Annotated in this window: 22 protein-coding genes; 5 read left to right on the plus strand and 17 right to left on the minus strand. The window is 64.4% G+C overall.

Going from position 1 to position 24,829, the window contains the following annotated elements; genetic code table 11:
* Positions 1 to 225: 225 nt before the first annotated feature.
* From ACWHY3_RS14770 to ACWHY3_RS14790, 5 genes are all read right to left on the minus strand, one after another.
* Entirely contained in the window at positions 226 to 1,470 is a 1,245-nt protein-coding gene (locus ACWHY3_RS14770; RefSeq protein ID WP_071230654.1) for an aspartate kinase, read from the minus strand.
* A 71-nt stretch (positions 1,471 to 1,541) separates the two neighbouring features.
* Positions 1,542 to 4,145 carry an alanine--tRNA ligase gene (gene alaS, locus ACWHY3_RS14775; RefSeq protein WP_303855585.1) on the minus strand — a complete coding sequence of 868 codons (2,604 nt, stop codon included), beginning with the start codon at positions 4,143 to 4,145 and terminating at the stop codon, positions 1,542 to 1,544.
* A gap of 450 nt (positions 4,146 to 4,595) precedes the next feature.
* Entirely contained in the window at positions 4,596 to 5,090 is a 495-nt protein-coding gene (locus tag ACWHY3_RS14780) for a regulatory protein RecX (RefSeq protein WP_087718168.1), read from the minus strand.
* 21 nt (positions 5,091 to 5,111) lie between these two features.
* A complete protein-coding gene (gene recA, locus ACWHY3_RS14785) occupies positions 5,112 to 6,176 on the minus strand; it encodes a recombinase RecA (RefSeq protein WP_087718169.1) in 1,065 nt (354 codons plus the stop codon).
* 178 nt (positions 6,177 to 6,354) lie between these two features.
* The gene (locus tag ACWHY3_RS14790; RefSeq protein WP_087718170.1) at positions 6,355 to 6,885 is read right to left on the minus strand and encodes a CinA family protein; all 531 of its coding nucleotides are present in this window, start codon (positions 6,883 to 6,885) and stop codon (positions 6,355 to 6,357) included.
* Positions 6,886 to 7,202: 317 nt separating this feature from the next.
* On the opposite strand from ACWHY3_RS14790, the gene ACWHY3_RS14795 reads away from it, so the two are divergent.
* On the plus strand, positions 7,203 to 7,808 hold the full coding sequence (locus tag ACWHY3_RS14795) for a hypothetical protein (RefSeq protein WP_087718171.1): 606 nt from the start codon (positions 7,203 to 7,205) through the stop codon (positions 7,806 to 7,808).
* Between the two features lie 151 nt (positions 7,809 to 7,959).
* Here ACWHY3_RS14795 and ACWHY3_RS14800 read toward each other — a convergent pair whose 3' ends face one another.
* The 8 genes from ACWHY3_RS14800 to ACWHY3_RS14835 all read right to left on the minus strand — a co-directional run bounded on the left by ACWHY3_RS14800 (position 7,960) and on the right by ACWHY3_RS14835 (position 16,781).
* Positions 7,960 to 8,820, minus strand: a complete 861-nt coding sequence (locus tag ACWHY3_RS14800) for a universal stress protein (protein ID WP_087718172.1) — start codon at positions 8,818 to 8,820, stop codon at positions 7,960 to 7,962.
* A 68-nt stretch (positions 8,821 to 8,888) separates the two neighbouring features.
* Positions 8,889 to 10,376, minus strand: a complete 1,488-nt coding sequence (locus ACWHY3_RS14805; RefSeq protein ID WP_448126876.1) for a SulP family inorganic anion transporter — start codon at positions 10,374 to 10,376, stop codon at positions 8,889 to 8,891.
* Positions 10,377 to 10,956: 580 nt separating this feature from the next.
* The gene (gene mntR, locus ACWHY3_RS14810) at positions 10,957 to 11,379 is read right to left on the minus strand and encodes a manganese-binding transcriptional regulator MntR (protein ID WP_087718174.1); all 423 of its coding nucleotides are present in this window, start codon (positions 11,377 to 11,379) and stop codon (positions 10,957 to 10,959) included.
* 76 nt (positions 11,380 to 11,455) lie between these two features.
* The gene (locus ACWHY3_RS14815) at positions 11,456 to 12,733 is read right to left on the minus strand and encodes an Nramp family divalent metal transporter (protein ID WP_256961080.1); all 1,278 of its coding nucleotides are present in this window, start codon (positions 12,731 to 12,733) and stop codon (positions 11,456 to 11,458) included.
* A 235-nt stretch (positions 12,734 to 12,968) separates the two neighbouring features.
* A complete protein-coding gene (locus ACWHY3_RS14820; protein WP_179208829.1) occupies positions 12,969 to 13,673 on the minus strand; it encodes an HAD family hydrolase in 705 nt (234 codons plus the stop codon).
* 70 nt (positions 13,674 to 13,743) lie between these two features.
* Complete coding sequence (locus ACWHY3_RS14825) at positions 13,744 to 14,532, minus strand: slipin family protein (RefSeq protein WP_087718176.1); 789 nt, start codon at positions 14,530 to 14,532, stop codon at positions 13,744 to 13,746.
* 95 nt (positions 14,533 to 14,627) lie between these two features.
* Positions 14,628 to 15,896 (minus strand): NfeD family protein, encoded by a 1,269-nt coding sequence (locus ACWHY3_RS14830; RefSeq protein ID WP_448126877.1) that lies wholly within the window; start codon positions 15,894 to 15,896, stop codon positions 14,628 to 14,630.
* Between the two features lie 189 nt (positions 15,897 to 16,085).
* The gene (locus tag ACWHY3_RS14835; RefSeq protein WP_448126878.1) at positions 16,086 to 16,781 is read right to left on the minus strand and encodes a haloacid dehalogenase type II; all 696 of its coding nucleotides are present in this window, start codon (positions 16,779 to 16,781) and stop codon (positions 16,086 to 16,088) included.
* A gap of 116 nt (positions 16,782 to 16,897) precedes the next feature.
* Here ACWHY3_RS14835 and ACWHY3_RS14840 point away from each other — a divergent pair, with 116 nt between their 5' ends.
* Together ACWHY3_RS14840 and ACWHY3_RS14845 are read left to right on the plus strand one after the other, a co-directional pair.
* A complete protein-coding gene (locus ACWHY3_RS14840) occupies positions 16,898 to 17,899 on the plus strand; it encodes a GlxA family transcriptional regulator (RefSeq protein ID WP_087718179.1) in 1,002 nt (333 codons plus the stop codon).
* An 88-nt stretch (positions 17,900 to 17,987) separates the two neighbouring features.
* The gene (locus ACWHY3_RS14845; RefSeq protein WP_087718180.1) at positions 17,988 to 19,238 is read left to right on the plus strand and encodes a TauD/TfdA family dioxygenase; all 1,251 of its coding nucleotides are present in this window, start codon (positions 17,988 to 17,990) and stop codon (positions 19,236 to 19,238) included.
* 122 nt (positions 19,239 to 19,360) lie between these two features.
* Here the strand turns inward: ACWHY3_RS14845 and ACWHY3_RS14850 are convergent, their stop codons facing one another.
* The 4 genes from ACWHY3_RS14850 to ACWHY3_RS14865 form a co-directional block, all read right to left on the minus strand.
* Positions 19,361 to 19,849: a thioesterase family protein gene (locus ACWHY3_RS14850; RefSeq protein ID WP_256961082.1), complete on the minus strand. Its 489-nt coding sequence runs from the start codon at positions 19,847 to 19,849 to the stop codon at positions 19,361 to 19,363.
* Positions 19,850 to 19,866: 17 nt separating this feature from the next.
* The gene (locus tag ACWHY3_RS14855) at positions 19,867 to 20,838 is read right to left on the minus strand and encodes an L-carnitine dehydrogenase (RefSeq protein WP_448126879.1); all 972 of its coding nucleotides are present in this window, start codon (positions 20,836 to 20,838) and stop codon (positions 19,867 to 19,869) included.
* A 96-nt stretch (positions 20,839 to 20,934) separates the two neighbouring features.
* Positions 20,935 to 21,816, minus strand: a complete 882-nt coding sequence (locus tag ACWHY3_RS14860; protein WP_448126880.1) for a 3-keto-5-aminohexanoate cleavage protein — start codon at positions 21,814 to 21,816, stop codon at positions 20,935 to 20,937.
* Between the two features lie 161 nt (positions 21,817 to 21,977).
* Positions 21,978 to 22,997 (minus strand): GlxA family transcriptional regulator, encoded by a 1,020-nt coding sequence (locus tag ACWHY3_RS14865; RefSeq protein WP_332778988.1) that lies wholly within the window; start codon positions 22,995 to 22,997, stop codon positions 21,978 to 21,980.
* Positions 22,998 to 23,092: 95 nt separating this feature from the next.
* On the opposite strand from ACWHY3_RS14865, the gene tmpA reads away from it, so the two are divergent.
* Positions 23,093 to 24,223, plus strand: coding sequence for a 2-trimethylaminoethylphosphonate dioxygenase (gene tmpA, locus ACWHY3_RS14870; protein ID WP_448126881.1), 1,131 nt, complete (start codon positions 23,093 to 23,095; stop codon positions 24,221 to 24,223).
* A complete protein-coding gene (locus ACWHY3_RS14875; RefSeq protein WP_303855809.1) occupies positions 24,220 to 24,798 on the plus strand; it encodes an HD domain-containing protein in 579 nt (192 codons plus the stop codon). The genes tmpA and ACWHY3_RS14875 overlap by 4 nt, the downstream gene beginning before the upstream one ends.
* Positions 24,799 to 24,829: the final 31 nt, after the last annotated feature.

Raw genomic sequence — 24,829 nt, forward strand, 5'->3', positions numbered from 1 at the left:
TGATCTCCTTCTCAGGGCCTTCTTCCATTCTCGGGTCACGTTCTCGGGCTTCCGCGAGGCAAGCCTGCCACCCGAGAAGCGATTATGCGTCATACGGACCTTCAGGCCAATGACGCCGTTCCATGCAAACCCGCGGCAACGTTGAAAGAACGCATGTTCCTTTCACTTCCTTCCAACTCACCCTTAGCGTAGAACGCCTGAGACATTGTTGAAGGTGTTATTCAGCTATTCGCTCTGAATACTGTCTTTGTCGAGGCCAAAAGCGGTGTGCAACGCACGTACGGCAAGTTCCATCGCCTTCTCGTCGATCACCACGGATATCTTGATCTCGGATGTCGACACCATGCGGATGTTGATATTCTCTTCGGAGAGCACCCGGAACATCCTGGACGCCACGCCGGCGTGAGAACGCATGCCGACACCGACCAGCGAGACCTTGGCGATGTTTTCGTCGCCACGCAGCTCTCCACCGCCGAGCGCCGGGATGACGTCATTCTGCAGAATCCGCATGGTCTGCTTGTAGTCGCCCTTGGCCACGGTGAAGGTGAAATCGGTGTAGTCGCCAGCCGGGGCCACGTTCTGCACGATCATGTCGACTTCGATATTGGCGTCGGCGATCGGCCCCAGGATGCGCGAGGCCACGCCGGGCACGTCCGGGGTATTGAGCAGGGTCAGCTTGGCTTCGTTCGCCGTGAAGGCGATACCGGAGATCAGCGGTTCTTCCATCGATTCGAATTCCTCGTCTGCCACGATCAGCGTGCCCGGTCCTTCCTCGAAACTCGAAAGCACGCGTAACGGTACGTTGTATTTGCCGGCGAACTCCACGGCACGGATCTGCAACACCTTGGAGCCCAGGCTGGCGAGCTCCAGCATCTCCTCGACCGTAATCTTCTCCAGGCGCTGAGCCTTGGAGCAGACGCGGGGGTCCGTGGTGTAGACGCCGTCGACGTCAGTGTAGATCTGGCACTCATCGGCATTCAGGGCCGCGGCCAGGGCGACACCGGTCGTGTCCGAACCGCCGCGCCCCAGCGTGGTGATGTTGCCTTCCTCGTCGACGCCCTGGAAACCCGCGACGACGACGACCTGACCATCGTTCAGATCGTCCTGAATCTCATCGGTCTCGATGCGCTGGATCCGCGCCTTGGTGTGCGCGCTGTCGGTACGGATTCCTACCTGAGCACCGGTATAGGAGGTCGCCGGCACGCCCAGCTGATGCAAGGCCATGGCCAGCAGCGAAATGGTGACCTGCTCCCCGGTCGAGACCAGCATGTCCATCTCTCGAGGCGTCGGATCCTCGTTGATCTGGCTGGCCAGCTCGATGAGCCGGTTGGTCTCGCCGCTCATTGCCGACACCACGACCACGACCTGATGTCCCGCATCGCGGTCCCGCTTGACCTTCTCGGCCACCGCTTTGATCCGCTCGACCGAGCCGACCGATGTGCCTCCAAACTTTTGTACGTATAGCGCCATGAGTCTGCTTATCGCTCCCTAGCGTTGTCGGCCGGCGCTGGCGCCGACCGTGAATGCATTTAGCCCAGCCCCTAGCTCAGTTTCTGCGCGACCCAGGCCGGTACGCCTTCCAGTGCTACCGGCAATTGCGCCGGGTCGCTACCACCGGCCTGCGCCATGTCAGGGCGTCCACCGCCCTTGCCGCCCACCTGCGCAGCGACGTGATTGACCAGCTCGCCGGCCTTGACCTTGGCGGTCAGATCGTCGGTCACGCCGGCAATCAGGCTGACCTTGCCATCCTGAGCCGTCGCCAGCACCAGGACTCCCGAGCCCAGCTTCTGCTTGAGCTGATCGTGCAGGCTCCGCAGCTCCTTGCCCGAGATTCCCTCGACCTGCGTTGCCAGTACCCGAACCCCGGCAACGTCCTGCGCTTCGGCCAGCAGGTCGTTGCCTGCCGCGCTCGCCAGCTTGGCCTTGAGTCGCTCGAGCTCCTTTTCCAGCGAGCGTTGACGCTCGAGCACGGCATCCAGGCGTTCCACGACCTGCTCCGGCTTGGCTTTCAGCCGCTCGCCGACGGCATTGAGCTCCCGCGACTGGGCATCGAACCAGGCCAGGGCGCCCTCGCCGGTGACCGCCTCGATGCGACGCACCCCAGCGGCCGTACCCGACTCCGAGACGATATGGAAAGGCCCGATATCGCCGCTGCGCGCCACATGCGTGCCGCCGCAGAGTTCGATCGAGAAGTCGTCGCTGCCGATCGTCAGCACACGCACGCTATCCAAGTACTTGGCTTCGAACAGCGCTCGGGCCCCCTTGGCCTTGGCCTCGTCGAGCGTCATCAATTCGGTCTGCGTCGGCGCGTTGGCCAGCACCTGAGCATTGACGATACGCTCGATCTGCGCCAGCTGTTCCGGCGTGACCGGTTCGAAATGGCTGAAATCGAAACGCAGACGCTCGGCGCTGACCAGCGAGCCCTTCTGCTGCACGTGGTCGCCGAGCGTCAGACGCAGCGCCTCGTGAAGCAGGTGAGTGGCCGAATGGTTGCGCATGGTCGCCTGACGCAGCGTGGCGTCCACCTGGGGCGTGAGCGTCTCGCCCACGGCCAGACGGCCCTCGACCATGACGCCTTCGTGGAGATGATGCCCGGCCTGCTTGCGGGTATCGGTGACCTGGAAACGGCCGCCACCGGCCTTCAGGTAGCCGGTATCCCCCACCTGGCCGCCGGACTCGCCGTAGAACGGCGTGCGATCCAGCACCACGACGCCCTTCTGGCCTTCCTCGAGCGCGTCGAGGGCATTGCCCTCTCCATCGACGATCGCCGTTACCGTCGACAAATCTTCGAGACGGTCGTAACCGGTAAACTCGGTGCTGCCCTCGAGCTCGAGCGCGGCGCCGTAGTCGCCGCCGAACTGGCTGGCGGCCCGCGCGCGCTGACGCTGCGCCTCCAGCTCGCGCTCGAAGCCGGCCTCGTCGAGCGTGACACCACGCTCGCGGCAGACGTCCGCGGTCAGGTCGTAGGGGAAGCCGTAGGTATCGTAGAGCTTGAAGATCGTCTCGCCCGCCAGGACATCGCCCTCCAGCGTGGAAAGCGCCTCTTCGAGCAGCCCCATGCCATGATCCAGGGTACGCGCGAACTGCTGCTCTTCCTTCAGCAGCACGCGTTCGATCTGATCGCGAGCCTGATGGAGTTCGGGGTAGGCCTCGCCCATCTCGGCGTCCAGCGCCGCCACCAGCTTGTGGAAGAACGGCTCGCTGGCGCCCAGCTTGTGACCGTGGCGCACCGCGCGACGGATGATGCGGCGCAGCACGTAGCCGCGCCCTTCGTTGGACGGCAGCACGCCGTCGACGATCAGGAAGGCGCAGGAGCGGATATGGTCGGCGATGACGCGCAGCGAAGGCGTCTTGATATCGCCGTGGCCGGTCAGCTCGGCAGCGGCCTTCAACAGGTTCTGGAACAGATCGATTTCGTAGTTGGAGTGCACGCCCTGCATCACCGCCGCCATGCGCTCCAGGCCCATGCCGGTATCGATCGACGGCTTGGGCAGTGGCGTCATCTTGCCGGAGGCGTCGCGGTCGAACTGCATGAAAACGAGGTTCCACACTTCGATATAGCGATCGCCGTCCTCTTCCGGGCTGCCCGGCGGGCCACCCCAGACTTCGGGGCCATGATCGTAGAAGATTTCCGAGCAGGGTCCGCAAGGGCCGGTGTCGCCCATCTGCCAGAAGTTGTCCTCGTCCAGGCGCGACAGGCGCGCCGGATCGACACCGATGTCTTCGACCCAGATCCTGGCCGCTTCATCGTCGCTGATATGGACGGTGACCCAGAGCTTGTCCTGGGGTAATCCCAGCACCTCGGTGATGAAAGTCCAGGCATAACGGATGGCGTCGGCCTTGAAGTAGTCACCGAAGCTGAAGTTGCCCATCATCTCGAAGAAGGTGTGATGGCGGGCGGTATAGCCGACATTGTCCAGGTCGTTGTGCTTGCCGCCGGCGCGCACGCAGCGCTGTGCCGACGTGGCACGCACGTAAGGACGCGGATCCCGACCGAGGAACACGTCCTTGAACGGCACCATGCCGGCGTTGGTGAAGAGAAGCGTCGGGTCGTTTTCCGGCACCAGGGAGGCGGAAGGCACGATGGTGTGTCCGCGCTCCTCGAAGAATCTCAGGAAAGCCTGTCTGATATCTGCACTTTTCATAAACAATCCGTGGCGATAGGCGCGTCCACGGCGGCTAGCAGACCACGTGGCGACGCAAAATCCGGCAACGGAAAGGCGCTATCAACACCTCTCCGGCCATCGCAAAGCGCATTAGTATAACGTGGAGGGCCAATAGTCTGTCGAGTGCGACGCCACTGTCGGCGGGATTCGACAGCTCGGTCTCTTCGCTGCCTGTCTTCGAAGAACCAGATGCGTTCCGCCAGGGAAAGCGATATCAGACGTACCAGAGACGGTTCGCCGGTTTGGTGGGAAATCTGGAGACGAAGCATACGGAGATCGTATGAGGAAAAGGTGGTGCGAGGAGGAAAGGTGGTGCGAGGAGAAACGCCGTGGAGAATTCGAAATATCGTGCCGCTTTGAACCAGCGGCACGGAGCGGTGGCGAACCCATAAATAGGAATCGAGAGAGCCGAATTTCAGTAGCCGAAGATCACGCTCCGTCGTTCCAGGCATGCCTCATGGCGTGGCGAACCTGATCGAATTCGAAGCCGCGCCCGGCAAGGAAGCGCTCGCGCTTGGCGCGTTCCCGTGGCGTTGCACCGGGGCCGTCGAAACGCTTGGCCAGTGCCTCGCAAGCCAGGCTCTGCCAATCGGCGGACTCCGCCTCGAAAGCCAGCACCATCAGTGGTTCGGCGATGCCGCGCTGTCCCATGTCGACGCGAATCCTGACAGGCCCCTGCCCCCGCGCGATGCGCGAGCGCACGAAGACTTCGGCAAAACGCGCATCGGACTGAAGACCCTCATCGGCCAAATCATCCAGCACGCGATGGATATCGTCGCCGTCGACGCCTTTGGCGCTCAGCCGGCTCACCAGCTCGGCGCGAGAGTACTCGCGCCGAGCCAGGAACTGGATGGCCATGTCCCGAGGAGACGCCTCTCGGGACCTGGCGCCGCCGGAAGGCTCGCCGCCGCCGTTACCGAACATCGGTAAAGCTCCCGGAAAGCCTTACAGCAACGTATCGTTGGCGTCGTCGCTTTCGGCAGCGGCAGCCTCGGGCGCCTTTTCCTGCGTCGTCGGCGTGGCGAGCAGCTGGGCCCGGATCTGGTCTTCGATCTCGGTCATCGTCTCGGGATGCTCCTCGAGATACTGCGCGGCATTGGCCTTGCCCTGACCGATCTTGCTGCCCTTGTAGCTGTACCAGGCACCTGCCTTGTCCACCAGATTGCACTGAACGCCGAGATCGATGACCTCGCCGGCGTGGTAGATGCCCTTGCCGTACAGGATCTGGAACTCGGACTGCCGGAACGGTGGCGCCACCTTGTTCTTGACCACCTTGACCCGGGTCTCGTTGCCGGTGACCTCGTCGCCCTGCTTGACCGAGCCGATACGACGAATATCGAGGCGCACGCTGGAGTAGAACTTCAGCGCGTTACCACCGGTGGTGGTCTCCGGGCTGCCGAACATGACACCGATCTTCATGCGGATCTGGTTGATGAACACCACCATGCAGTTGGCGTTCTTGATGTTGCCGGTGATCTTGCGCAGCGCCTGCGACATCAGACGCGCCTGCAGACCGACGTGGGAGTCGCCCATTTCGCCTTCGATCTCGGCACGCGGCGTCAGGGCCGCCACGGAGTCGATGATGATGACGTCGACACCACCCGAGCGCACCAGCATGTCGCAGATTTCCAGCGCCTGCTCGCCCGTGTCGGGCTGCGACACCAGCAGATCATCGAGATTGACGCCCAGCTTCTCGGCGTAGCTGGGATCGAGCGCGTGCTCGGCATCGATGAAGGCGCAGGTCTTGCCGTCCTTCTGCGCCTGGGCGATGACCGATAGCGTCAGCGTCGTCTTGCCCGAAGATTCCGGGCCGAAGATTTCGACGACACGGCCGTAAGGCAAGCCGCCGACACCCAGTGCGATATCCAGCCCCAGAGAGCCCGTCGACACTACCGGAATCGCGGTACGCGGGGTGTCACCCAAGCGCATCACGGTGCCCTTGCCGAATTGGCGATCGATCTGTGACAGAGCCGCATTGAGTGCCTTGCTGCGGTTTTCGTCCTGTGCCATGAACGTCTCCTATGAATGCGCAGGGTGAGACGGGGCAACGCCAGTCACGGCGCTCGGCTCACATACTGTATGATTAGACAGTAGTATGGCGAAAAAACCGTCGCGCGCCTATCCCCGTTCGAAGTTTTTCGATCAAGTTCTGATACGGCCACGACGCCAGCGTCGTCGCCGATGCGGATCATGTGTCACGGTCACTTTCCGACAGCGATTCTATCAATCCCGCCAATGCCACCGACACGGCCAGCTCACGCACACCCTGACGATCGCCGGGCAAGAGAAGGCAGCGTGCGCGCTGGTATCGTTCATCGCCCCAGGCGAACCAGACCGTGCCCACCGGCTTATCGGGGCTGCCACCCTCCGGACCGGCAATGCCGCTGACCGCGACGCCAAGCTCCGCGCCGCTGTCACGGCAGGCACCAGCGACCATTTCGCGCACGGTCGCCTCGCTGACGGCGCCGTGCGTCTCCAGCGTGACGCTCGCGACCCCCAGCAGGCGCTGCTTGGCGGCATTGGAATAGGTCACGTAACCGGTCTCGAAATAAGCGGAACTACCGGCGATCGCGGTGATGGCGCTGGCGACGCCGCCTCCAGTGCAGGATTCCGCCGTCGTCACCCGAACGCCCCGTGCCAGACAGGCTTCGCCCAGACGCCGGGACAGCTCGTCGCATCCCAGTTGGGCCTCGGAAGGCACCGTGGATTCCAGTGACATGAACGACCTCTCCTTCTTCTAAATCCCGACACGCTTCTGTCAATGACAATGGCTATCCTACCGACGGCACGATTCCCGAAACGACGCACTCTGGATAACCGCACCGGGATGACAGCAGGAAGCCGACTGCCATTCAGTATGCGGAGAATCGACATTCGTGCAATGCCGAGGGTTCACCCCACATCCGGGTTGGCCGCATGCGCGGTAAATACCTGTACGGGACGAACGTGAAGATCCATTTTAGACAATGCTCAAGGATAGCCATCCAGCGCCGATAAAGCGTCATGGAGACGACGCCCCTCTTTTATGGACACCACATGAAATCTGGCATTTCCATCGCTCTGATCATCATCGTGCTACTGGCGCTGGCCGCTGGCGGCGTGCTCGCCAGCGACCTCCGCTGGCCGCTGCCGGCCGATGCGCTGGCACCGTTGGGCCTGTATCTACTGGCACTGGTACTGGCGGGCTGGCTCTGCGTGCAACTGGTGATTCTGGCGAGAGGACTGACACGCCAGCAGCAGGCGCTGATCGAAAGCCAGGATGCGGTGCGCCGCCAGCTGGAAGCGGCCGAACTGTCCCAGTTGATGAGCCAGTTCGTGCAGCATGCCGAAGCGTTGCTGGACAAGGAGGGCCTCGATCCCAACAAGCGCAGCGTCATGCGCTGTCTGGCGGTCGATGCTCTGCGCGGCAACAGCGGCCGGGGCGACGTGAATTACACCCGCCTGGCGCAACTCTTCGAATGGCTGGATGCCGAGGCGCAGCGCCACGAGAATGACGCGCATCGCCTGCAACTGATGCTGCCGACACTCATGCAGTACGCCGAGATCGCCTGGCAGCTGTGCCAGGTCGGCGAGAGCCAGGCGGAGCGGCTGTCGCGCTTCCTGCAACACCAGCCGGCGCCACCCTCCCGCCACGACGCCTGATCGATTCCCTATCATCCGCTGACGCCCCGGTCTACCGACACCCGATCCAACACCCGGGCCACCGATACCCGAAGCGACTGACGACCGATCGCCACGACGAGCGTCCTGGCGATCGGTCGGCTGTGGGTGCCCAGTCAGCGCAGTACCAGTATCAGCGCAGAATGAGCGTTGCCGTCCGCGCGTGGCGCAGCATGGCGGTCGTGGTACTGCCGACCAGCAGGTGGCGAATCCGCGAATGGCCATAGGCGCCCATGATCATCAGGTCGATCTGATGCTGGTCGGCGTATTCGGCGAGCATCTCGTCGACGTCGCCGGCCAGAATCGTGCCCTGGGCATCGACCTCACCCTCGCGAAGCCGATTCAGCGCCCATTCGAGCTGGGCTCGCTGATCGTCGGTACCGGCCCCGACCATGATCACGTGACAGATCAGGCCGTTGAGCAGCGGGCTGTCGGCGATCATCTCGACGCCCTTGCGGGTCGTCCGGCCACCGTCGAAAGCCAGCAGCAGTCTCGAGGGCGGCTGGAATTCCGGAGGCGTCACCAGGATCGGGGTATGCAGCGTGCGTACGACCCGCTCCAGATTGCCGCCCAGATGTTCGAGCGCCTCATCCTCTGACTCGCCGCGCTTGCCCAGCACGACCAGGCGAGTCTGAGGCTCGCGCTCGACCAGGGATTCGATCAGATTGCCGTGACGCAGCGCAGTGGAAACCGTGGTGTTCGGAGCCAGGCGCTCGGCCTGGCCGCGGGCGGCCTCCAGCAATTCGCGACCATGCTGCTGGGCCAGCTTGGCACGCTGCTCGTCGAGATCGGTCAGCTGTTCGCGCAGATGTTCTCGGCTCCCGAGCCCGATCTGCCCGCTGGCATCGGTAGCGCCCAGACACGGCGCCTTGCTCAGCACGTGCATCAGCTCGAGCGGGGCGCCGATCCGTTCGGCGGCCCAGGCAGCCGCGGCGCACACCGCGAAAGCGTGACGCGAATCGTCGATGCAGGCCAGAACCTGACGTTCACTCATGGGATTCTCCTTTCAGCCGTTCTTGGTTGATGATCGAAAGCGGGCCAGACCGGCCCGATAATCGGGCGTCAGTGACCCATGAGCTTCTCTACGGCGTCCGGCTTGTCATGCACCCCGAAACGATCGACCAGAGTGGCACTGGCCTGATTCATGCCCACCACTTCGACCTCGGTGCCTTCGCGGCGGAACTTGATCACCACGTTGTCCAACGCCTCGACCGCCGTGATATCCCAGAAGTGCGCTCGGGAAACGTCGATCGTGGCTCGCTCGATCGCCTCCTTGAAATCGAAGCCGGCCGTGAAACGGGTCGATGACGCGAAGAACACCTGCCCCACGACCTCATAGTTGCGCGTCTTGCCATCGTCGTCCATGCGACTCCCGATGTAGAGAATCTGTCCCACCTTGTTGGCGAAGAACAGCGACGCCAGCAGCACGCCGACCAGCACGCCGATCGCCAGGTTGTGGGTGGTGACGACGACGGCGACGGTGGCGATCATGACGATGTTCGTCGACATCGGGTGGCGGCGCAGGTTGCGGATCGACTCCCAGCTGAACGTCCCGATCGAGACCATGATCATGACGGCGACCAGGGCGGCCATCGGAATCTGCGAGACCCAGTCGCCCAGGAAGACGACCAGAATCAGCAGAAAGACACCGGCCACCAGCGTGGAAAGACGCGTGCGTCCACCGGATTTCACGTTGATCACCGACTGGCCGATCATCGCGCAGCCCGCCATGCCGCCGAGCAGACCGGAGAAGATGTTGGCGACGCCCTGCCCCTTGCACTCGCGGTTCTTGTCGCTCGAGGTATCGGTCAGTTCATCGACGATCGTTGCGGTCATCATCGACTCGAGCAGGCCGACGACGGCGATGCCCAGCGAATACGGCAGGATGATCATCAGCGTGTCGAGATTGAGCGGCACGTCGGGCCACAGGAACACCGGCAGGGAGTCCGGCAGCTCGCCCATGTCACCCACGGTACGGATATCCATGCCGCTGACCATGTAGACGATCGTCAGTACCACGATGCACACCAGCGGCGACGGCAACATCCTGCCGATGACCGGCAGATACGGAAACAGATAGATGATGCCGAGCCCGGCCGCCGTCATCGCGTAGACATGCCAGGTCACGCCGGTCAGTTCCGGCAGCTGCGCCATGAAGATCAGGATGGCCAGGGCGTTGACGAAACCGGTGACCACCGAACGCGACACGAAGCGCATCAGCTCGCCCAGCTTGAGATAGCCGAACACAATCTGGATTACCCCCGTCAGCAGCGTTGCCGCCAGCAGGTACTCCAGACCGTGATCGCGCACCAGGGTCACCATCAACAGCGCCGTGGCGCCGGTGGCGGCAGAGATCATCCCCGGCCGACCGCCGGTGAAAGCGATCATCACGGCAATCGAGAACGACGCATAGAGGCCGATCTTGGGATCGACGCCGGCGATGATCGAGAAGGCGATCGCCTCGGGGATCAGCGCCATCGCGACGACGGTGCCGGCCAGCACGTCGGCACGGACGTTGGAAAACCAGTGTTGTTTTATCGTTTCTAACATGGGCAGTTCCCTGTCATGGGCCGCGATAGACCGTTGCCGATCGCGCCGATCCGCCCGTCAGCCAAAGCGGAATGGCCACCTGTATCACCCGGTCGTCGGCGGGATCGATACAGCGTGCAGTCGAACGACGGCCACGCAGTCGCGGCAAAAGTTTGATTTGAATGGGTCGAACAAGAACATGCCGTCGTGCCGATACAGGGGTATCGGAGACAGCGAAGCGCGCGCAAGAGGCACGCCGGGGTGGGGCGTTACGCTAGGGTGGCGTCATGCCAGCGATGGTGTTGTCGATACGGTCTTGCATGGGAGCGACCTGTCGAGCGCGTCGTTGAATGATCTAAAACTTTAGGGAAACACTGCATAAATGCCTACGCAGGCGAATCGCTGCGTTGCGCGGTGCTCGGAATCCTCACCTATACCCCATAGGCTCCGGTTCCTGCGCTCCGTGCGCCTTGCGCTTCATCCTGCTCGCCGATTTATTCAGCCTATCCTGAGCGCGCAGGAGTCTACCACCAACGTCGAAAGGTTCCCAGACGGCATTCCCGGGAACGACTATCGGCAGGCCCCTGACGGTATCGGCGTATCAGCGATCATGCGCTTCCAGAAAGCGCTGCATCGCTTCGACGGTGGCGTCGCTGCAGTGGTGCTCGATCCCTTCGGAATCGGCTTCGGCCACATGGGGCGGTACACCGAGCGCCAGCAGGGTCGATAGCACCAGCTGGTGGCGCGCCTCGACCTTCTCGGCCAGTTCGCTGCCCTTCTCGGTCAGAAAGACGCCGCGATACGGGCGCGCCTCGGCCAGACCGTCACGCTTGAGCCTCGCGATCACCTTGGAGACCGCAGCGGCACTGACGCCGAACCGTTCGGCCAGATCGCTGGCCCTGGCCTCGCCGTGGTCGCGGTGCAGCTGCGCGATTTCCTCCACGTAATCTTCCACCAGCTCCTGCTGGTGATCGAGACGCGTGCGCTCGAAGCGGGCATAACGTGGGCGTGGCGTTGCTGGCATGGTGTTCTCATCGACGGGCAGAAATGATGGGCGACGGGGGCCTTTCAGGAGTTCGCCCGCGCGCGTCCTAGAGAGCCTACAGCAACTCGAAGGCCAACACATAACCATTCAGCAAGATGATGACTGCCGCTAGGAGACATCCCAGGCCCGTGACCCAGGGGCGACTGGTCAGATTGCCCATCAGCCGGTGCTGGGCGGTGAAGTGGATCAGCGGGATCAGCGCGAAGGGAATCCCGAAGCTCAGCACCACCTGGCTGGCGACGAGAACCTGCTGCTCGGGGAACCCCAGCATGATCACCACGATCGCCGGCAGCATGGTCATCAGGCGCCGCAGCCACAGCGGGATGGTGAAGCCGACGAAGCCCTGCATCACCACCTGCCCCGCCAGGGTGCCGACGATCGACGAGGACAGCCCGGCCATCAGCAGCGTGAAGCCGAACAGGGTGCTCGCCAGCTCCTGGTTCATCAGCGGCGCCAGCAGTTGATAGCTCTGCTCGATCGTGGCGACGCCGGTACGCCCGTTGTCGAAGAAGACCGAGGCGGCCAGCGCCAGCATCGAAAGGTTGATGACGCCGGCGATTCCCATGCCGATGATCACGTCCCACCGGTAGTAGCGCATGGCGCGGCGACGCTGCTCGTCGGTATGGGTCGCGACGCGTCGCTGCGACAGCGACGAGTGAAGATAGATGACGTGCGGCATCACCGTCGCACCCAGGATGCCGGCGGCGAGAAATACCGCATAGCCATCCGGGAACTGGGGCAGCAGCAAGCCCTCGAGCGCCGGCGCGGCCTCGGGGCGTCCCATGATGATCTGGATGACGAATCCGGCGGCCACCGCCAGCAGCATGCTGCCGATGATGATCTCGAGCAGGCGAAAGCCGAAGCGCTGCATGTAGAGCGCCCCGTAGGTGATCGCCCCGGTCAGCAGCGCCCCTTCGAGCATCGACATGCCGAACAGCAGATTGAACGCCAGCGCGGCACCGAGAAATTCGGCCAGATCCGTTGCGATCGCCACCAGTTCGGCCTGGACCCAGTAGAACCAGACCAGCGGCCGCGGATAGCGCTCCCGAATCATCTCCGCCAGATTCTTGCCGGTTGCCAGCCCCAGCCGCACCGATAGCGTCTGGATCACCATCGCCATCAGATTGGCCCACAGCACGACCCACAGCAGCAAGTAGCCATAGCGCGAGCCGGCTTCGATATTGGTGGCGAAGTTGCCCGGATCGATATAGGCCACCGCCGCGATCATCGCCGGCCCGAAGAACGGCAGAAAGCGCGACAGCGTCGAACGACGCCGGGCAGCCGCTGGCGTCGTCAAGTGTTCGTCACGGGCTTGGGTCAAGGAGTTGGACACGATTGCCTCTGGAGATGGTCAACACGCCAAGGTGATGATCCCCTGGTTATCAAGTTAAACCTTGGTTGACAAAATATACCCCAGTTACCAACGACGCAACGGTGTCCCGTCATGAGTTATTTCAATCAGGACGATTGATTCCAATGGTTATCTCACCCAAGCCCGATGACCCTGCGTCGCGACAATGGGACCGGCCCAGGCGGCTTCCGGACGGAATCCTGGAGTCGCACGAAACCTAGCGCCATCGCAGAATCGGCCACCCCCGCGCCTCGGCGGTTGCCTGCAGACGCTCGTCCGGCTGCGTGGCATGCGGATGATCGACGAATTCGAGCAGCGGCAGATCGTTGAAGGAGTCACTGTAGCCCCAGGTCTCCCAGCCTGCGGCGAAGCCGGTATCGTGAGCCTCGAGCCACTGGGCAAACGCCTCGAGCTTGCCGCGCTGGTAGGTCTGGATGCCGGTCGGCTCGCCGGTGAAGCGATCGTCGGCGTCGAACTCGGGCAGCGAGGCGAGCGCACCATCGGCGCCGACGGCATGCGCGATGGGCTCGACCAGATGGTGCATCGAGGCGGAGATCACCAGCGTGGCGTGTCCATCCCGGCTGTGGGCCTGGAGCCGCTCCACCCCTTCCTGCATCAGGCGCGGACGCACCCTGGCATCGACGAACGCCTCGACCTGTTCACGCACGACCTGACGGGGGCGGCCGACCAGCGGCGCTAGCGTGAAACGCAGATGGTCGGTCATGTTCAGCGTACCGGCGTGGTACTGCCTGTCGTGCTCACGCATCTGCGCCAGCAGCGCCTCGCCATCCTCGACCCAGCCGCAATCGATGATCCACTCGAGCCACAGATGCGTGCAGTCGCCGTCGAGCAGCGTGTCGTCGAGATCGAAGATGGCGAGCGCGGATGGCTGGTGTGGTGAAGGGGGTTGTGACGTGGCCAAGCGGACTCCCTGTTCTATCGGCGGAATGAATCTCAAGCATACACGCTCCAGCCACCACGGTGACCCGAGGTCAGATCTCTTCCTGCGGCCTGGGGTCGGGCTTCGGGGTATTGAATCCCGCCATGGTCTTGAACGCCTCCATGATGTCCATCGGCAGCGGGAAGACGATGGTCGAGGCGTTCTTGTTGCTCATGTCGCTCATGGTCTGCAGATAGCGCAGCTGCAGCGCCGCCGGGTTGCGCGACATGATATCGGCTGCCTCGACCAGTTTCTCGGCCGCCTGCTGCTCGCCCTCGGCGTGGATCACCTTGGCCCGGCGTTCGCGTTCGGCCTCGGCCTGGCGGGCGATGGCGCGAATCATGCTCTCGTCGAGATCGACGTGCTTGATCTCGACGTTGGCCACCTTGATGCCCCACGCCTCCGTCTGGGCGTCGATGATCTCCTGGATGTCATCATTGAGCTTGTCCCGCTCGGAGAGCATCTCGTCGAGATCGTGCTTGCCCAGTACCGAACGCAGCGTGGTCTGGGCCAGCTGGCTGGTGGCATTGACGTAATTCTCGACCTGGATGATCGCCTTCTGCGGGTCGACGACGCGGAAGTACAGCACCGCGTTGACGCGAACGGTGACGTTATCCTGGGAAATGACGTCCTGCTCCGGCACGTCCATGGTGATGACGCGCAGGTCCACGACCTCCATTTTCTGCACTACCGGAATCAGGAAGAACAGCCCGGGTCCCTTGACGTCCTGGAATCGGCCCAGGAAAAACACCACGCCGCGACGGTACTCCGGCAGAATCCGGATCGAAGCCAGCAACAGCAGGATCAGCAGTACCACAGGTACCAGATAGGCGAACATCATTTCGTCTCCTCCATGGGAAAGCCGGCCGTCGTCTCTTCGGTTCGACCACGCGGTCGACCATGTGGTCAACGACGTGACCGGCTTCAGGATCGGGCTTACGTCGACGGGCGCTCGACGCCCGTGGGTTCCACGCTGACGGTCAAGCCGTCCAGCGCCATGACGCGCAGCTTGTCGCCTTTCCGGATAGGCCCCTTGCCACGCGCCTGCCAGCGCTCTCCGTGCAGCAGCACCTTGCCGCGTCCGGCGACAAAATCCCCCAGCGCCACGGCCTCGGCACCGATCAACTCTTCGCGACCGGTCAAGGGCATGCGTCGCCGTACCCCCATCAGGCGCATCACGCCCCACAGCAGGAAGCCGGCCGCTACCAGCGCCGTGCCGCCGATCAGCGGCCACGCCACGGCACTGTTGGCCTCGTCCATCAGCAGGATGGAACCGATCACGAACGCAGCGATACCGCCGGCACCGAGCGCGCCGAAGCTGGGCAGGAAGGCCTCGCCGACGATCATGGCCAACCCCAGCAGCACCAGTCCCAGGCCGGCCAGGTCGATCGACAGAACCTGAAAGGCAAACAGCCCCAGCATCAGGCTGATGCCGCCAATGACGCCCGGAACCAGCGTGCCGGGGCTGGCGAGTTCGAACACCAGCCCGTAGAAGCCGATCAACAGCAGGCCATAGGCCACGATTGGGTTGGCGATCAGCGACAGCAGCGACGTGCGCCAGTCCGGCGCTTCGCGGACGAGTTCGATATCCGCCGTCGAAAGCGTTCGAGTCCCGTCTTCCAGCTCGACCTGCCGGCCGTCCAGCTGTGCCATCAGGTCATCGAGATCCACGGCCACCACGTCGATGACATCGCGTTCCAGCGCCTCCTTCGCGCCGAGATTGGCCGCCTCGCGTACCGCCTGCTCGGCCCAGTCGGCGTTGCGGCCGTGACGCTCGGCGTAGCCACGAATCGTGGCCACGGCATCCTCGATCATCTTCTGGCGCATCGCCTGGCTGTTGGCGTCCTCGGGCGTCTCTCCGCCCAGGGTCACCGGCGTGGCCGAACCGAGATGGGTGCCCGGCGTCATCGCCGCGATGGGGCTGGCATAGAGCAGATAGGTGCCGGCGCTGGCTGCCCGTGCCCCGCTCGGAGTGACGTAGGTCGCGACCGGCACCCTGGCGGCGAGGATCGTCTGCGCCAACCGGCGCATCGACTCGACCTGACCGCCGGGCGTGTCGAGCTCGACGACCAGGAGTTCGGCGTCCATCGACTCGGCGCGGCGAATGCCGCGTTCGACGTAATCCCGCGTCGCCGGGTTGATGCTGTCGTCGAGGGTAAGCACCAGCGCCCGATTCGCGGCCGGCGACTGGGCCAGCGCCGTCATTGCCAGGATGCCGCCCAACAAAAGGCAGACGAGCCAACAGGCGCAGCGCTGTCGGTGCGTCAAAAGTCTGCGAGAGTGGCCCATGGAATCGATCATACTCGCAGCGTAGCCAGTTTCCCGCGTTCGTGCCGTTGGATCGTCGTGCCGTTGGATCGTCGCGCCGTCTCGACTCGCCTCCAGCGCTTATCCTCACGCCCGCTCGCGCTTGAGCATCACCTCAAACTGATCGGCTAGCGCTTCCAGATCGGACGCCATCATGTCGGGTGGGTCGCCCCAGGGCTCGAACGGTGTCTTGGGGTTGCGCTGGACCCAGGCCGCGCGCAGGCCGGCGTAGCGCGCCCCGATGATGTCGAAGGGGTTGCTGGAGACCAGCCAGGTATTGTCGGCACGGCTATGCGTGCGCTGCCGCAAGTGGGCGTAGACGACCGCATCCGGCTTGAACCGCCGCACCTCCTCGACGCTGATGATGTCGTCGAACATCGCCATCATTCCGGCATTGTCGAACAGCAGCTCGACGCTCTGGCGGCTGCCGTTGGAGAACGCCACGCAGCGCACGCCCAACCCGCGAATACGTTCGAGCGCCGCCGGCACCTCCTCGAACGCCGGCAAGCGGCGGTAGGCGGCCATCAGGCTCTGCTTGAATTCCTCGCCGAACCGTGTGCCCCACTCCTGATCGAGCAGATCCAGGGCTTCCCGCTTGCACTGGGAAAAATCGGCGTAGGCGCCCATCAACCCGCGGCGAAAGGCGAACTCGAGTTGCTTGTCGCGCCAGCGGCCAGCGAAGACGTCGGCCTCGTCGCCGATACGGGAGCCGAGAAGGGAGACCACTCCCTGCGTATCCACCAGCGTCCCGTATACATCGAAGGCCAGTACCGGTGTTTGCATGTTAAATCCTTGGTCAAAGTGTTTCGTCCCGCGTTTTTTGTCACTATAAGCACACGGAACTGGGAAAAATCCGAATCAAATCATTGTTTTATTTTGTAATGACAGGGTGACAAACCATGCGCCTGGACTACGCAGGGCCCTTACCCGAACCCGTGGGGTTTCTTCTGGTCCCGCGCTTTTCGATGATGGCGTTCTTCTCGGCCGTGGAGCCGCTGCGAATCGCCAATAGGCTGGCCGGCCGCGCACTCTACCGGTGGCTGCTGATCAGCGAGGATGGCCAGCCGGTCACCGCCAGCAACGACATGACCCTGCTCGTCGATTGCGGCCTGGCCGACGCCCCTTCCCTGCCGACCCTGGCGGTGTGTGCCGGCTTCGAACCCGAGCGGGACCGCTCGCGCCGGCTCGGCCAGTGGCTGCATCGCCAGGCCAGCGAAGGCTGCCTGCTGGGCGGCATCGATACCGGCCCGCTGATCCTCGCCGAGGTCGGCCTGCTCGACGGTCATCGCCTGACGCTGCACTGGGAAAGCCTGCCCGCCTTTCGCGAACGCTTCCCGGGACTCGACGCGGTGGAGTCGCTGTTCGAAATCGGCGCCCGCCGCTTCACCTGTGCCGGCGGTGCCGCCGCCATGGACATGACGTTGAGCATGATCGCCAGTCGCCACGGCCAGGACCTGGCCGACGCTATCTCCGAACAGCTGATCCACGCCCGCCTGCGCCCGCGCCAGGACCATCAGCGCCTGCCGTTGGCGAAACGCCTGGGTACGCACCGCCGCCCGCTGGTCGATGCCGTCGCGCTGATGGAGCAGCATCTCGAGCAGCCACTGTCGATGACGGCGCTCAGCGAGCGCATCGGCCTGTCGCTGCGTCAGCTTCAGCGCCTGTTCCTCGAGGAGCTCGGCAAGCGCCCGCGGGATTACTATCTCGAACTGCGTCTGGACCGGGCCCGGCATCTGCTCGAGGAGACCGACCGCGACATCCTGAGCATCGGCCTGGCCTGCGGCTTCAGTTCGGCCTCGAGCTTCTCCCGCGCCTACCGCCAGCGCTACGCCCAGGCGCCGAGCGATGCCCGCCGCCCTGGCGCAGCACCGTCATCACCGACGAACGATCGCGGCCAATAACCTCAAGAAAATGGCGCTTTAGGTCAACCTCCTCCCCGAGGCATCCGCCACGCTGGTGTCAATCTCACCAGAAATCGTCGGAGCCTTCATGCCAGCCCAACCCGATTCCCCGTCTCCCTCCCCGGCGCTGCCCGCCACCCCGGATTTCGACGCCTGGCCGGTGGACGTAGCCATCGCTGCCGTCGACCACGACGCCCACACCCTGACGGTCATCTGGGAAGACGGCCGCCGGAGCCGCTATCACAGCATCTGGCTGCGCGAGAACGCCGCCGACGACAGCACCGTCAATCCGGCGACGCGGGAGCGCATCCTCGATCTTTCCCGGCTGGAGGCGTGGCCGACTCTCGAGCAGGCCCGACTGGAAGCCAACGGCGCCGTCACGCTGGCATTCCTGCCCGAGCAGCGCCAGCTGTCGTTCCATCCCGGCTGGCTGAGAGCCCACGATTACGCCAACCTCATCGAGCATGAGCCCGCATTGGTGCCGCGCACCCTGTGGCGGGGCGTGGATCGAGATGCCCCGATCACCCTCGACGCGGCCGGCTGGATGGCAGAAGACCACGATGCCATGAGCGTCGATCCCCTGCTGGAGCAGGCACTGGAGGCCGTGATCGGTGAAGGGCTGGTCCGGCTGCGCAACCTGCCCACCGAGCCGGGCAGCCTGGACGCCATTGCCCGGCGTATCGGGCCGCCGCGGCCGACCAATTTCGGCGCCCTGTTCGATGTCCGCGCCAAGCCGGATCCGGACTCCAACGCCTACACCTCGATCGCCCTGCCGCCGCATGTCGACCTGCCGACGCGGGAGTACCAGCCAGGCCTGCAGCTGTTGCACTGCCTTGAGAACGATACGGTGGGAGGAGAAGCGGTCATGATGGACGGCTTTGCCGTGGCCGAGGCGCTGCGCGATCGCCATCCGGATCACTTCGCGACGCTGACCCGGGTGCGCTGGTGCTATGCCAACACCGCCAGAACCAGCGACTACGTCTGGTTCGATCCGATGATCAAGCTCGACGCCAATGGCGAGTTCGACGAGGTGCGCATCGCCGACTTTCTGCGCGGCCCGTTGATGGCGCCGTTCGACGAGGTGGAGCCCGCCTACGCGGCGCTGATGGCGCTACAACGGTTGTTGCGCGAGCCCGAATTCGCGCTGCGCTTCAGCTACGCGCCCGGCGACTTGGTGATTTTCGACAACCGGCGTCTGCTCCACGCGCGAGACGCCTTCGATGTCAGCCAGGGCGGGAGCCGCTGGCTGCAGGGATGCTATCTGGAACGCGACGAAGCGCGCTCGCGTCTACGCATGTTGAAGCGCGCCAAACGCCGGGCGCGGCTGGAAGACGCCTGAGCCCGGAGGCCGACCAGTGCCTTGCGCAACGTAACGACCCAACACAAAAATGCAACGCAACAATGCAACGACCCCGCTGTTTTCAGCGGGGTCGTTGGTGTTTCAGACGGCCGGTGAGCCGATCAGCGTCGGATCCCGATTCTGCGGCCGGCGGCCTTCGGCCATTCGTCTCCGGCTTTCGGCAGTGCTTCGACGCGCGCGGCCACCGGCTCGGGGAACGGCGCCGGGCGGCCGCTGGCCACGTCGATCCCCATCAGCATCTGTTCGCTGGTCGCCAGCGTATCGTCATCGGCATTGGTCAGCGTGAACAGCACGTGCAGACGCTTGGCGTCGCTGTCCAGCAGCGTCAACGCCACCGCCAGCGCCTCGCCACGATGCGCTTCCTGGCGGTAGCAGAGATGCGTCTCGAGGGTGTAGATCGTGTAGCCGTGCTCGGCGCGACCGGCCTCGTCGAGCCCAACGCAATCCATCAGCGCCTCCACCGCCAGCGAGAAGACCCGGGCGTATTCGGCATCGTTCATATGGCCGTTGTAATCGACCCAGCCATCCTGCACCCGAGTCTTGAACAGCGGATCGTCCGGGATCGTGGTCATCAGATGTGCCTCGCTCATCGGATTCGTCTCGTTCATTAAATCCGCCCCTGGAGCCCTTCGGCTTCCGGCCAATATTTCTGGGTCAGCTCGAGCAGTTCGGTGAGAAACGCGTCACGGCGTGTCTCGAGCTCGGCAACGCTGCGTCCGGCGGCCTGATGCTCGCAGCCATCGGCCACCTTCTCGATCAGTTCCTCGGTCAGCTCGGGTGCTTCCAGCTTGGTCCACGGCAGTTTCAGCGCCGGCCCGAACTGGTGCAGCATGTGGCGCATGCCGCCATCGCCACCGGCCAGGTGGAAGGTGAGGAATGTCCCCATCAGCGACCAGCGCAGACCACAGCCGTAGACCACGGCCGCGTCGATCTCCTCGGTGGTGGCGACGCCGTCGTTGACCAGGTGCAGCGCCTCGCGCCACAGCGCCTCCATCAGCCGGTCGGCCACATGACCCTCGATTTCCCGGCGAACGACCAGCGGACGCATGCCCAGCGCGGCGTACTGCGCCTGAGCGCGCTCGAGTACCACCGGCGCGGTATGCTCGCCACCGACCAGTTCCACCAGCGGCAGCAGATAGACCGGGTTGAACGGGTGCGCCACGATCACGCGGCCCGGCGCCCGCTGGCAGGCGGACTGCAGATCGCTCGGCTTGATGCCGGAGGTCGAGGAGCCGATCACCACTTCCGGCTCGGCCAGCGCGTCGAGCTGGCTCAGCACGTCGTGCTTGAGCGCCAGCCGCTCGGGCACGTTTTCCTGGATCAGCTCGGCGCCCTTCACCGCGGCTTCCAGCGAGTCGACGAAGGTCAGCGCCTGCGGATCGGCGTCATCGGCAAGCCCGAGTCGCTCGAGTGAAGGCCAGGCACGCTCGACGAAGGCTCGAGTGCGCGCGGCGGCAGCGGGATCGGGGTCGAAGGCGGTCACACGGCAGCCGGCGGCCAGGGCGCGGGCGATCCAGCCGTTGCCGATCACCCCGGTGCCGATGACGGCGACGGTCTTGGGAAGCGTGGTAGCGTTCATCACATCTCTCGAAATCGGGTAGGGAAAAGGTAGCGGCCGCCGGATGATGCGGCGGCCGGTTCCGTGGGCGCGAACCCAGGGGAGAATCAGCGGGGATCAGGGCTTGCGCAGCGCCAGCGACTCGCGCGTCTGCGCCGGGGTCTGCACCTTGCCGCCGAGATTCTCGACGATGGTCGCGGCACGCTCGACCAGCTGCGCGTTGGTGGCGAAGACGCCCTTGCTCAGATAGAGGTTGTCTTCCAGGCCGACACGCATGTGCCCGCCCATGATCATCGACTGCGCCGCCATGGGAAACTGCTGGCGGCCGATGCCGAACGCTGACCAGATCGCGTTCTCCGGCAGCTTGTTGCGCATCGCCAGCATGGTCTCGGTGTCCGCTTCGGCGCCCCAGGGAATGCCCAGGCAGAGCTGGAACAGCGGATCGCCGTCGATCAGGCCTTCGTCGACCAGCTGCCGCGCGAACCAGACGTGGCCCAGGTCGAAGCACTCGAGCTCCGGCTTGACTCCGGCCTGCTGAATCAGACGCGCATGCTCGCGCAGCCAGTCGGCACTGTTGAGGTAGACCATGTCACCGAAGTTCAAGCTGCCGCAGTCCAGCGTGCACAGCTCCGGCAACAGCTGGCCCACCGGCTCGTGGCGCTCGGCCGCTGTCTGCAGGTCGGTGCCCTCGAGCCCGTGGATCACGCCGTCGCGGATCTCGGGGAACAGGTCGCCGCCGCCGCCGGCGGTGATGTTGATCACCGCGTCGACATCGGACTCGCGGATGCGCTCGACGACTTCACGGAAATGATCGGTGGAGTGGCTGACGCCGCCGGTTTCCGGATCGCGAACGTGCAGATGGACGATGCTGGCCCCGGCACGGGCGGCGTCCAGCGCACTGTCGGCGATCTGCTTCGGAGTGATCGGAAGATCCGGATGCTTGCCGGCAGTATCGCCGGCACCGGTGACAGCGCAGGTGAGGATGACGTCGCGATTCATGAAAGAGCCTCTCGGTCCGGCCCCGAGCCGATCACGGTACGGGGCGATGTATGAGCGCACCAGCAGGTGCGTTGCGATGACACTCATTGTGGGTGTCGAACCGGCTCACCTGTTGTCATGAGACGTCGCTACATTGACCGGAAGCGACAACCGATGACCCGTCACGACGAACGCTTGCCTCGCTGCGCCGTGGTTCGCGGCGACTCGCCGAACCGCGCCCGATAGACCCGGGAAAAATGCGCCGGCTGACCAAACCCCGCCGCCAGGGCAGCCTGGGTCACGCTGGTGCGGCTATCGGCCAGAATCTGCTGCGCCCGATCGAGCCGCAGCGACAGGTAGCGGCCTTTCGCGGTTTCGCCGCAATAGCGCTGGAACAGACGATTGAGCTGGCGCTGCGACTGTCCGATACGTCGGCAGATCTCGGGAATCGTCAACGGCTGGGCCAGGTTGGCCTCCATGATCGCCTCCGCCCGTCGCACGCTACGCGGGCGATAATCCGAGCCGGCGTTCAGACCGCCCTCCCCCTCGACGCGAGGGTCCAGCCGCGAATGCACCAGCTGGCGACTCAGCGCCGCGACGAGATTGGCGCCGTGTTCGCGCTCGATGAAGGCCATCATCAGATCGAGACTGGCCGCCCCGCCCCCGCCGGTCAGGCGCTGGCGATCGAAGCGATAGCGGGCATCGCTCAGTTTCAGCGCCGGGAACTCCTCCACGAACGCCGGGGCGCTCTCCCAGTGCAGCGCTACCTCGAAGCCGTCCAGCAGCCCGGCGCGAGCCAGGATGAACGCCCCCGTCTCCAGCGCCGCCAGCAGTCCGCCGTGGGCCGCGACCTGACGTAACATCGCCCATTGCGACGGCGCCACGGTCGCCTCGGCTTCATAGGAGGCGACGACGAACAGGTTGTCGAAGATTGGCGCCTCCCCCAGCGCCGCATCGACATCGACGGTCACGCCGTTGCTGGCCGTCACCGGCCCGCCATCGTTGGAAAACAGCCGCCACGCGAACAGCGAACGCCCGAAGCGGTTGGCGACGCGCAGCGGCTCGAGCAGGCAGTAAAGCGTCAGCATCGAGAACTTGGGCAGCAACCAGAGATTGACCGTGACGTCCGCCTCGTCGGGCGAGAGCACGGGCGGCAGGTCGGGGCGGGGGTAGAGCCATTGTGGCGTCGAATGATCGGTCATGGCGAAAAGCGTCGCCGATAAGGCCAAAAAGATCAATTGATCCGAGACGCCACCTTCTAGGGTATCAGGACACTGACACACCGAGAGATGTCGCCATGGACGTTTTCGTCGAGATCATTCCGGGCACCCGGGCACGGCAGCTGAGAGTGGTCGAAGGGAATCGGGAGACGCGCTTCCACGCGCTGTGGCTGCGCGAGCGCGCCCCGAATGCCGAAACCCTCGACCCACGTACCGGCCAGCGCCTGATCGAAGCGGCCGCGCTGCCGCTGGATCTCTCGCTGCTAGAGGCAAGCTGCGATGGCGAGCGGATCGACCTGACGTTCAGCGACGGTCATCACGCCCGCTTCGACCTGAGAGACCTCCATCCCGCGCCACGATCCCGCGTGGTCCAGCAACGCTGGGACGCGTCACTGACGGAGCTCCCCAGCGCCGATTTCCGGCAGGCTCTCGACAGCGACGAGGCGCTGGCGGCGATGCTCGAGTCGCTCGAGCGCTACGGTTTCGTCAAGGTGAGCGGCGTCCCGTTGACGCTCGACGGCATGATGCCGCTGGTTGAGCGACTGGGGCCACTGCGCCGCACCAATTGGGGCGGCATCGCCGACGTCAAGTCGATCGCCGAAGCCTACGACCTGACCATGACCCAGCGCGGGCTCGAACCGCATACCGACAACCCCTATCGCGATCCGATTCCCGGCTATATCTGGCTGCACTGCCTGAGCAATGCCGACAGCGGCGGCGACAGCACGCTGGCGGACGGTTTCATGGCCGCCGAACGGCTCCGCCGGCAGGACCCCGCGGCCTTCGACTGCCTGACGCAGACATCGACCCGCTTCCGCTACGTCGACGACAGCGCGCATCTGGAGAGCGAAGGGCCGCTGATCGAGCTGGACAGCCGCGGCGAGGTGATCCGGGTGCGCTACAACAATCGTACCGAACGGATTCCGCCGCTGCCGCCCGAGCAGCTGGAGCGCTACTACGCTGCCCGGCGCGCATTCTTCGCGCTGATTACCGCACCGGAACTGACGCTGACCCCCAAACTGGCGCCGGGCGAGATGCTGATCATGGACAACTACCGGCTACTGCACGGACGTACCGCCTTCCGACTCAGCCAGGGAGTACGCCACCTGCGCCAGGGTTACGTCGACCGCGATACCACCGCCAGCCGGCGCCTGACCCTGCGCCGCCAGGCCGATGCCACTTCACCTTCTCTGCAGGAGCCCGCATGAGCGCTACCTTCACCCGATTCGACCATAGCCAGGCGGATGACTGGCGCGAGATCGATGCCCACTTCCGCGACTACCGCGAAGGCGTCGTTGACCGCGTCATCGCCCACCTGCTGCGGCTCGAGGGCGATACCCACGGCTACCCGGTCGATCGTTACACGCACTGCCTGCAGACCGCGACCCGGGCCGAACGCGCCGGCGCCGACGAGGAGACCATCGTCTGCGCGCTGCTTCACGACATCGGCGACGATCTGGCGCCGGACAATCATGCCGAGATCGCGGCGGCGATTCTGGAGCCGTTCATCGAACCCTTGAATGTCTGGATGATTCGTCATCACGAGCTGTTCCAGGGTTATCATTATCGCCACTTCTATGGTCTGGATCGCCACGCGCGCGACGACTACCGCGACCATCCCGCCTACGCGCGTACGGTTCGCTTCTGCGACGAGTGGGACCAGACGTCGTTCGATCCCGACTACGACACCTATCCGCTCGAGCACTTCCGCCCCCTGCTCGAGCGCGTTCTGGCGCGCCCGCCGTTCGAAGGCAACGGCCTGCCCAGCGTATCGACCGGTTGAACGCGAAAGTTCATCGATCGACGCGCCCATC

This window comes from Salinicola sp. NYA28a (assembly GCF_976982775.1).

Bases quoted from the DNA above. Each gene is read 5' to 3' on its own strand.
- ACWHY3_RS14825 (WP_087718176.1), bottom strand. From the start codon at position 14,532: ATGATGTTCGCCTATCTGGTACCTGTGGTACTGCTGATCCTGCTGTTG.
- ACWHY3_RS14860 (WP_448126880.1), bottom strand. From the start codon at position 21,816: ATGAATCGCGACGTCATCCTCACCTGCGCTGTCACCGGTGCCGGCGAT.
- ACWHY3_RS14830 (WP_448126877.1), bottom strand. From the start codon at position 15,896: ATGACGGCGCTGGCCCAGTCGCCGGCCGCGAATCGGGCGCTGGTGCTT.
- ACWHY3_RS14875 (WP_303855809.1), top strand. From the start codon at position 24,220: ATGAGCGCTACCTTCACCCGATTCGACCATAGCCAGGCGGATGACTGG.
- mntR (WP_087718174.1), bottom strand. From the start codon at position 11,379: ATGCCAGCAACGCCACGCCCACGTTATGCCCGCTTCGAGCGCACGCGT.
- ACWHY3_RS14865 (WP_332778988.1), bottom strand. From the start codon at position 22,997: ATGACCGATCATTCGACGCCACAATGGCTCTACCCCCGCCCCGACCTG.
- tmpA (WP_448126881.1), top strand. From the start codon at position 23,093: ATGGACGTTTTCGTCGAGATCATTCCGGGCACCCGGGCACGGCAGCTG.
- ACWHY3_RS14800 (WP_087718172.1), bottom strand. From the start codon at position 8,820: ATGAGTGAACGTCAGGTTCTGGCCTGCATCGACGATTCGCGTCACGCT.
- ACWHY3_RS14845 (WP_087718180.1), top strand. From the start codon at position 17,988: ATGCCAGCCCAACCCGATTCCCCGTCTCCCTCCCCGGCGCTGCCCGCC.
- ACWHY3_RS14855 (WP_448126879.1), bottom strand. From the start codon at position 20,838: ATGAACGCTACCACGCTTCCCAAGACCGTCGCCGTCATCGGCACCGGG.
- ACWHY3_RS14840 (WP_087718179.1), top strand. From the start codon at position 16,898: ATGCGCCTGGACTACGCAGGGCCCTTACCCGAACCCGTGGGGTTTCTT.
- ACWHY3_RS14790 (WP_087718170.1), bottom strand. From the start codon at position 6,885: ATGTCACTGGAATCCACGGTGCCTTCCGAGGCCCAACTGGGATGCGAC.
- ACWHY3_RS14850 (WP_256961082.1), bottom strand. From the start codon at position 19,849: ATGAGCGAGGCACATCTGATGACCACGATCCCGGACGATCCGCTGTTC.
- ACWHY3_RS14770 (WP_071230654.1), bottom strand. From the start codon at position 1,470: ATGGCGCTATACGTACAAAAGTTTGGAGGCACATCGGTCGGCTCGGTC.
- ACWHY3_RS14805 (WP_448126876.1), bottom strand. From the start codon at position 10,376: ATGTTAGAAACGATAAAACAACACTGGTTTTCCAACGTCCGTGCCGAC.
- recA (WP_087718169.1), bottom strand. From the start codon at position 6,176: ATGGCACAGGACGAAAACCGCAGCAAGGCACTCAATGCGGCTCTGTCA.
- alaS (WP_303855585.1), bottom strand. From the start codon at position 4,145: ATGAAAAGTGCAGATATCAGACAGGCTTTCCTGAGATTCTTCGAGGAG.
- ACWHY3_RS14835 (WP_448126878.1), bottom strand. From the start codon at position 16,781: ATGCAAACACCGGTACTGGCCTTCGATGTATACGGGACGCTGGTGGAT.
- ACWHY3_RS14795 (WP_087718171.1), top strand. From the start codon at position 7,203: ATGAAATCTGGCATTTCCATCGCTCTGATCATCATCGTGCTACTGGCG.
- ACWHY3_RS14780 (WP_087718168.1), bottom strand. From the start codon at position 5,090: ATGTTCGGTAACGGCGGCGGCGAGCCTTCCGGCGGCGCCAGGTCCCGA.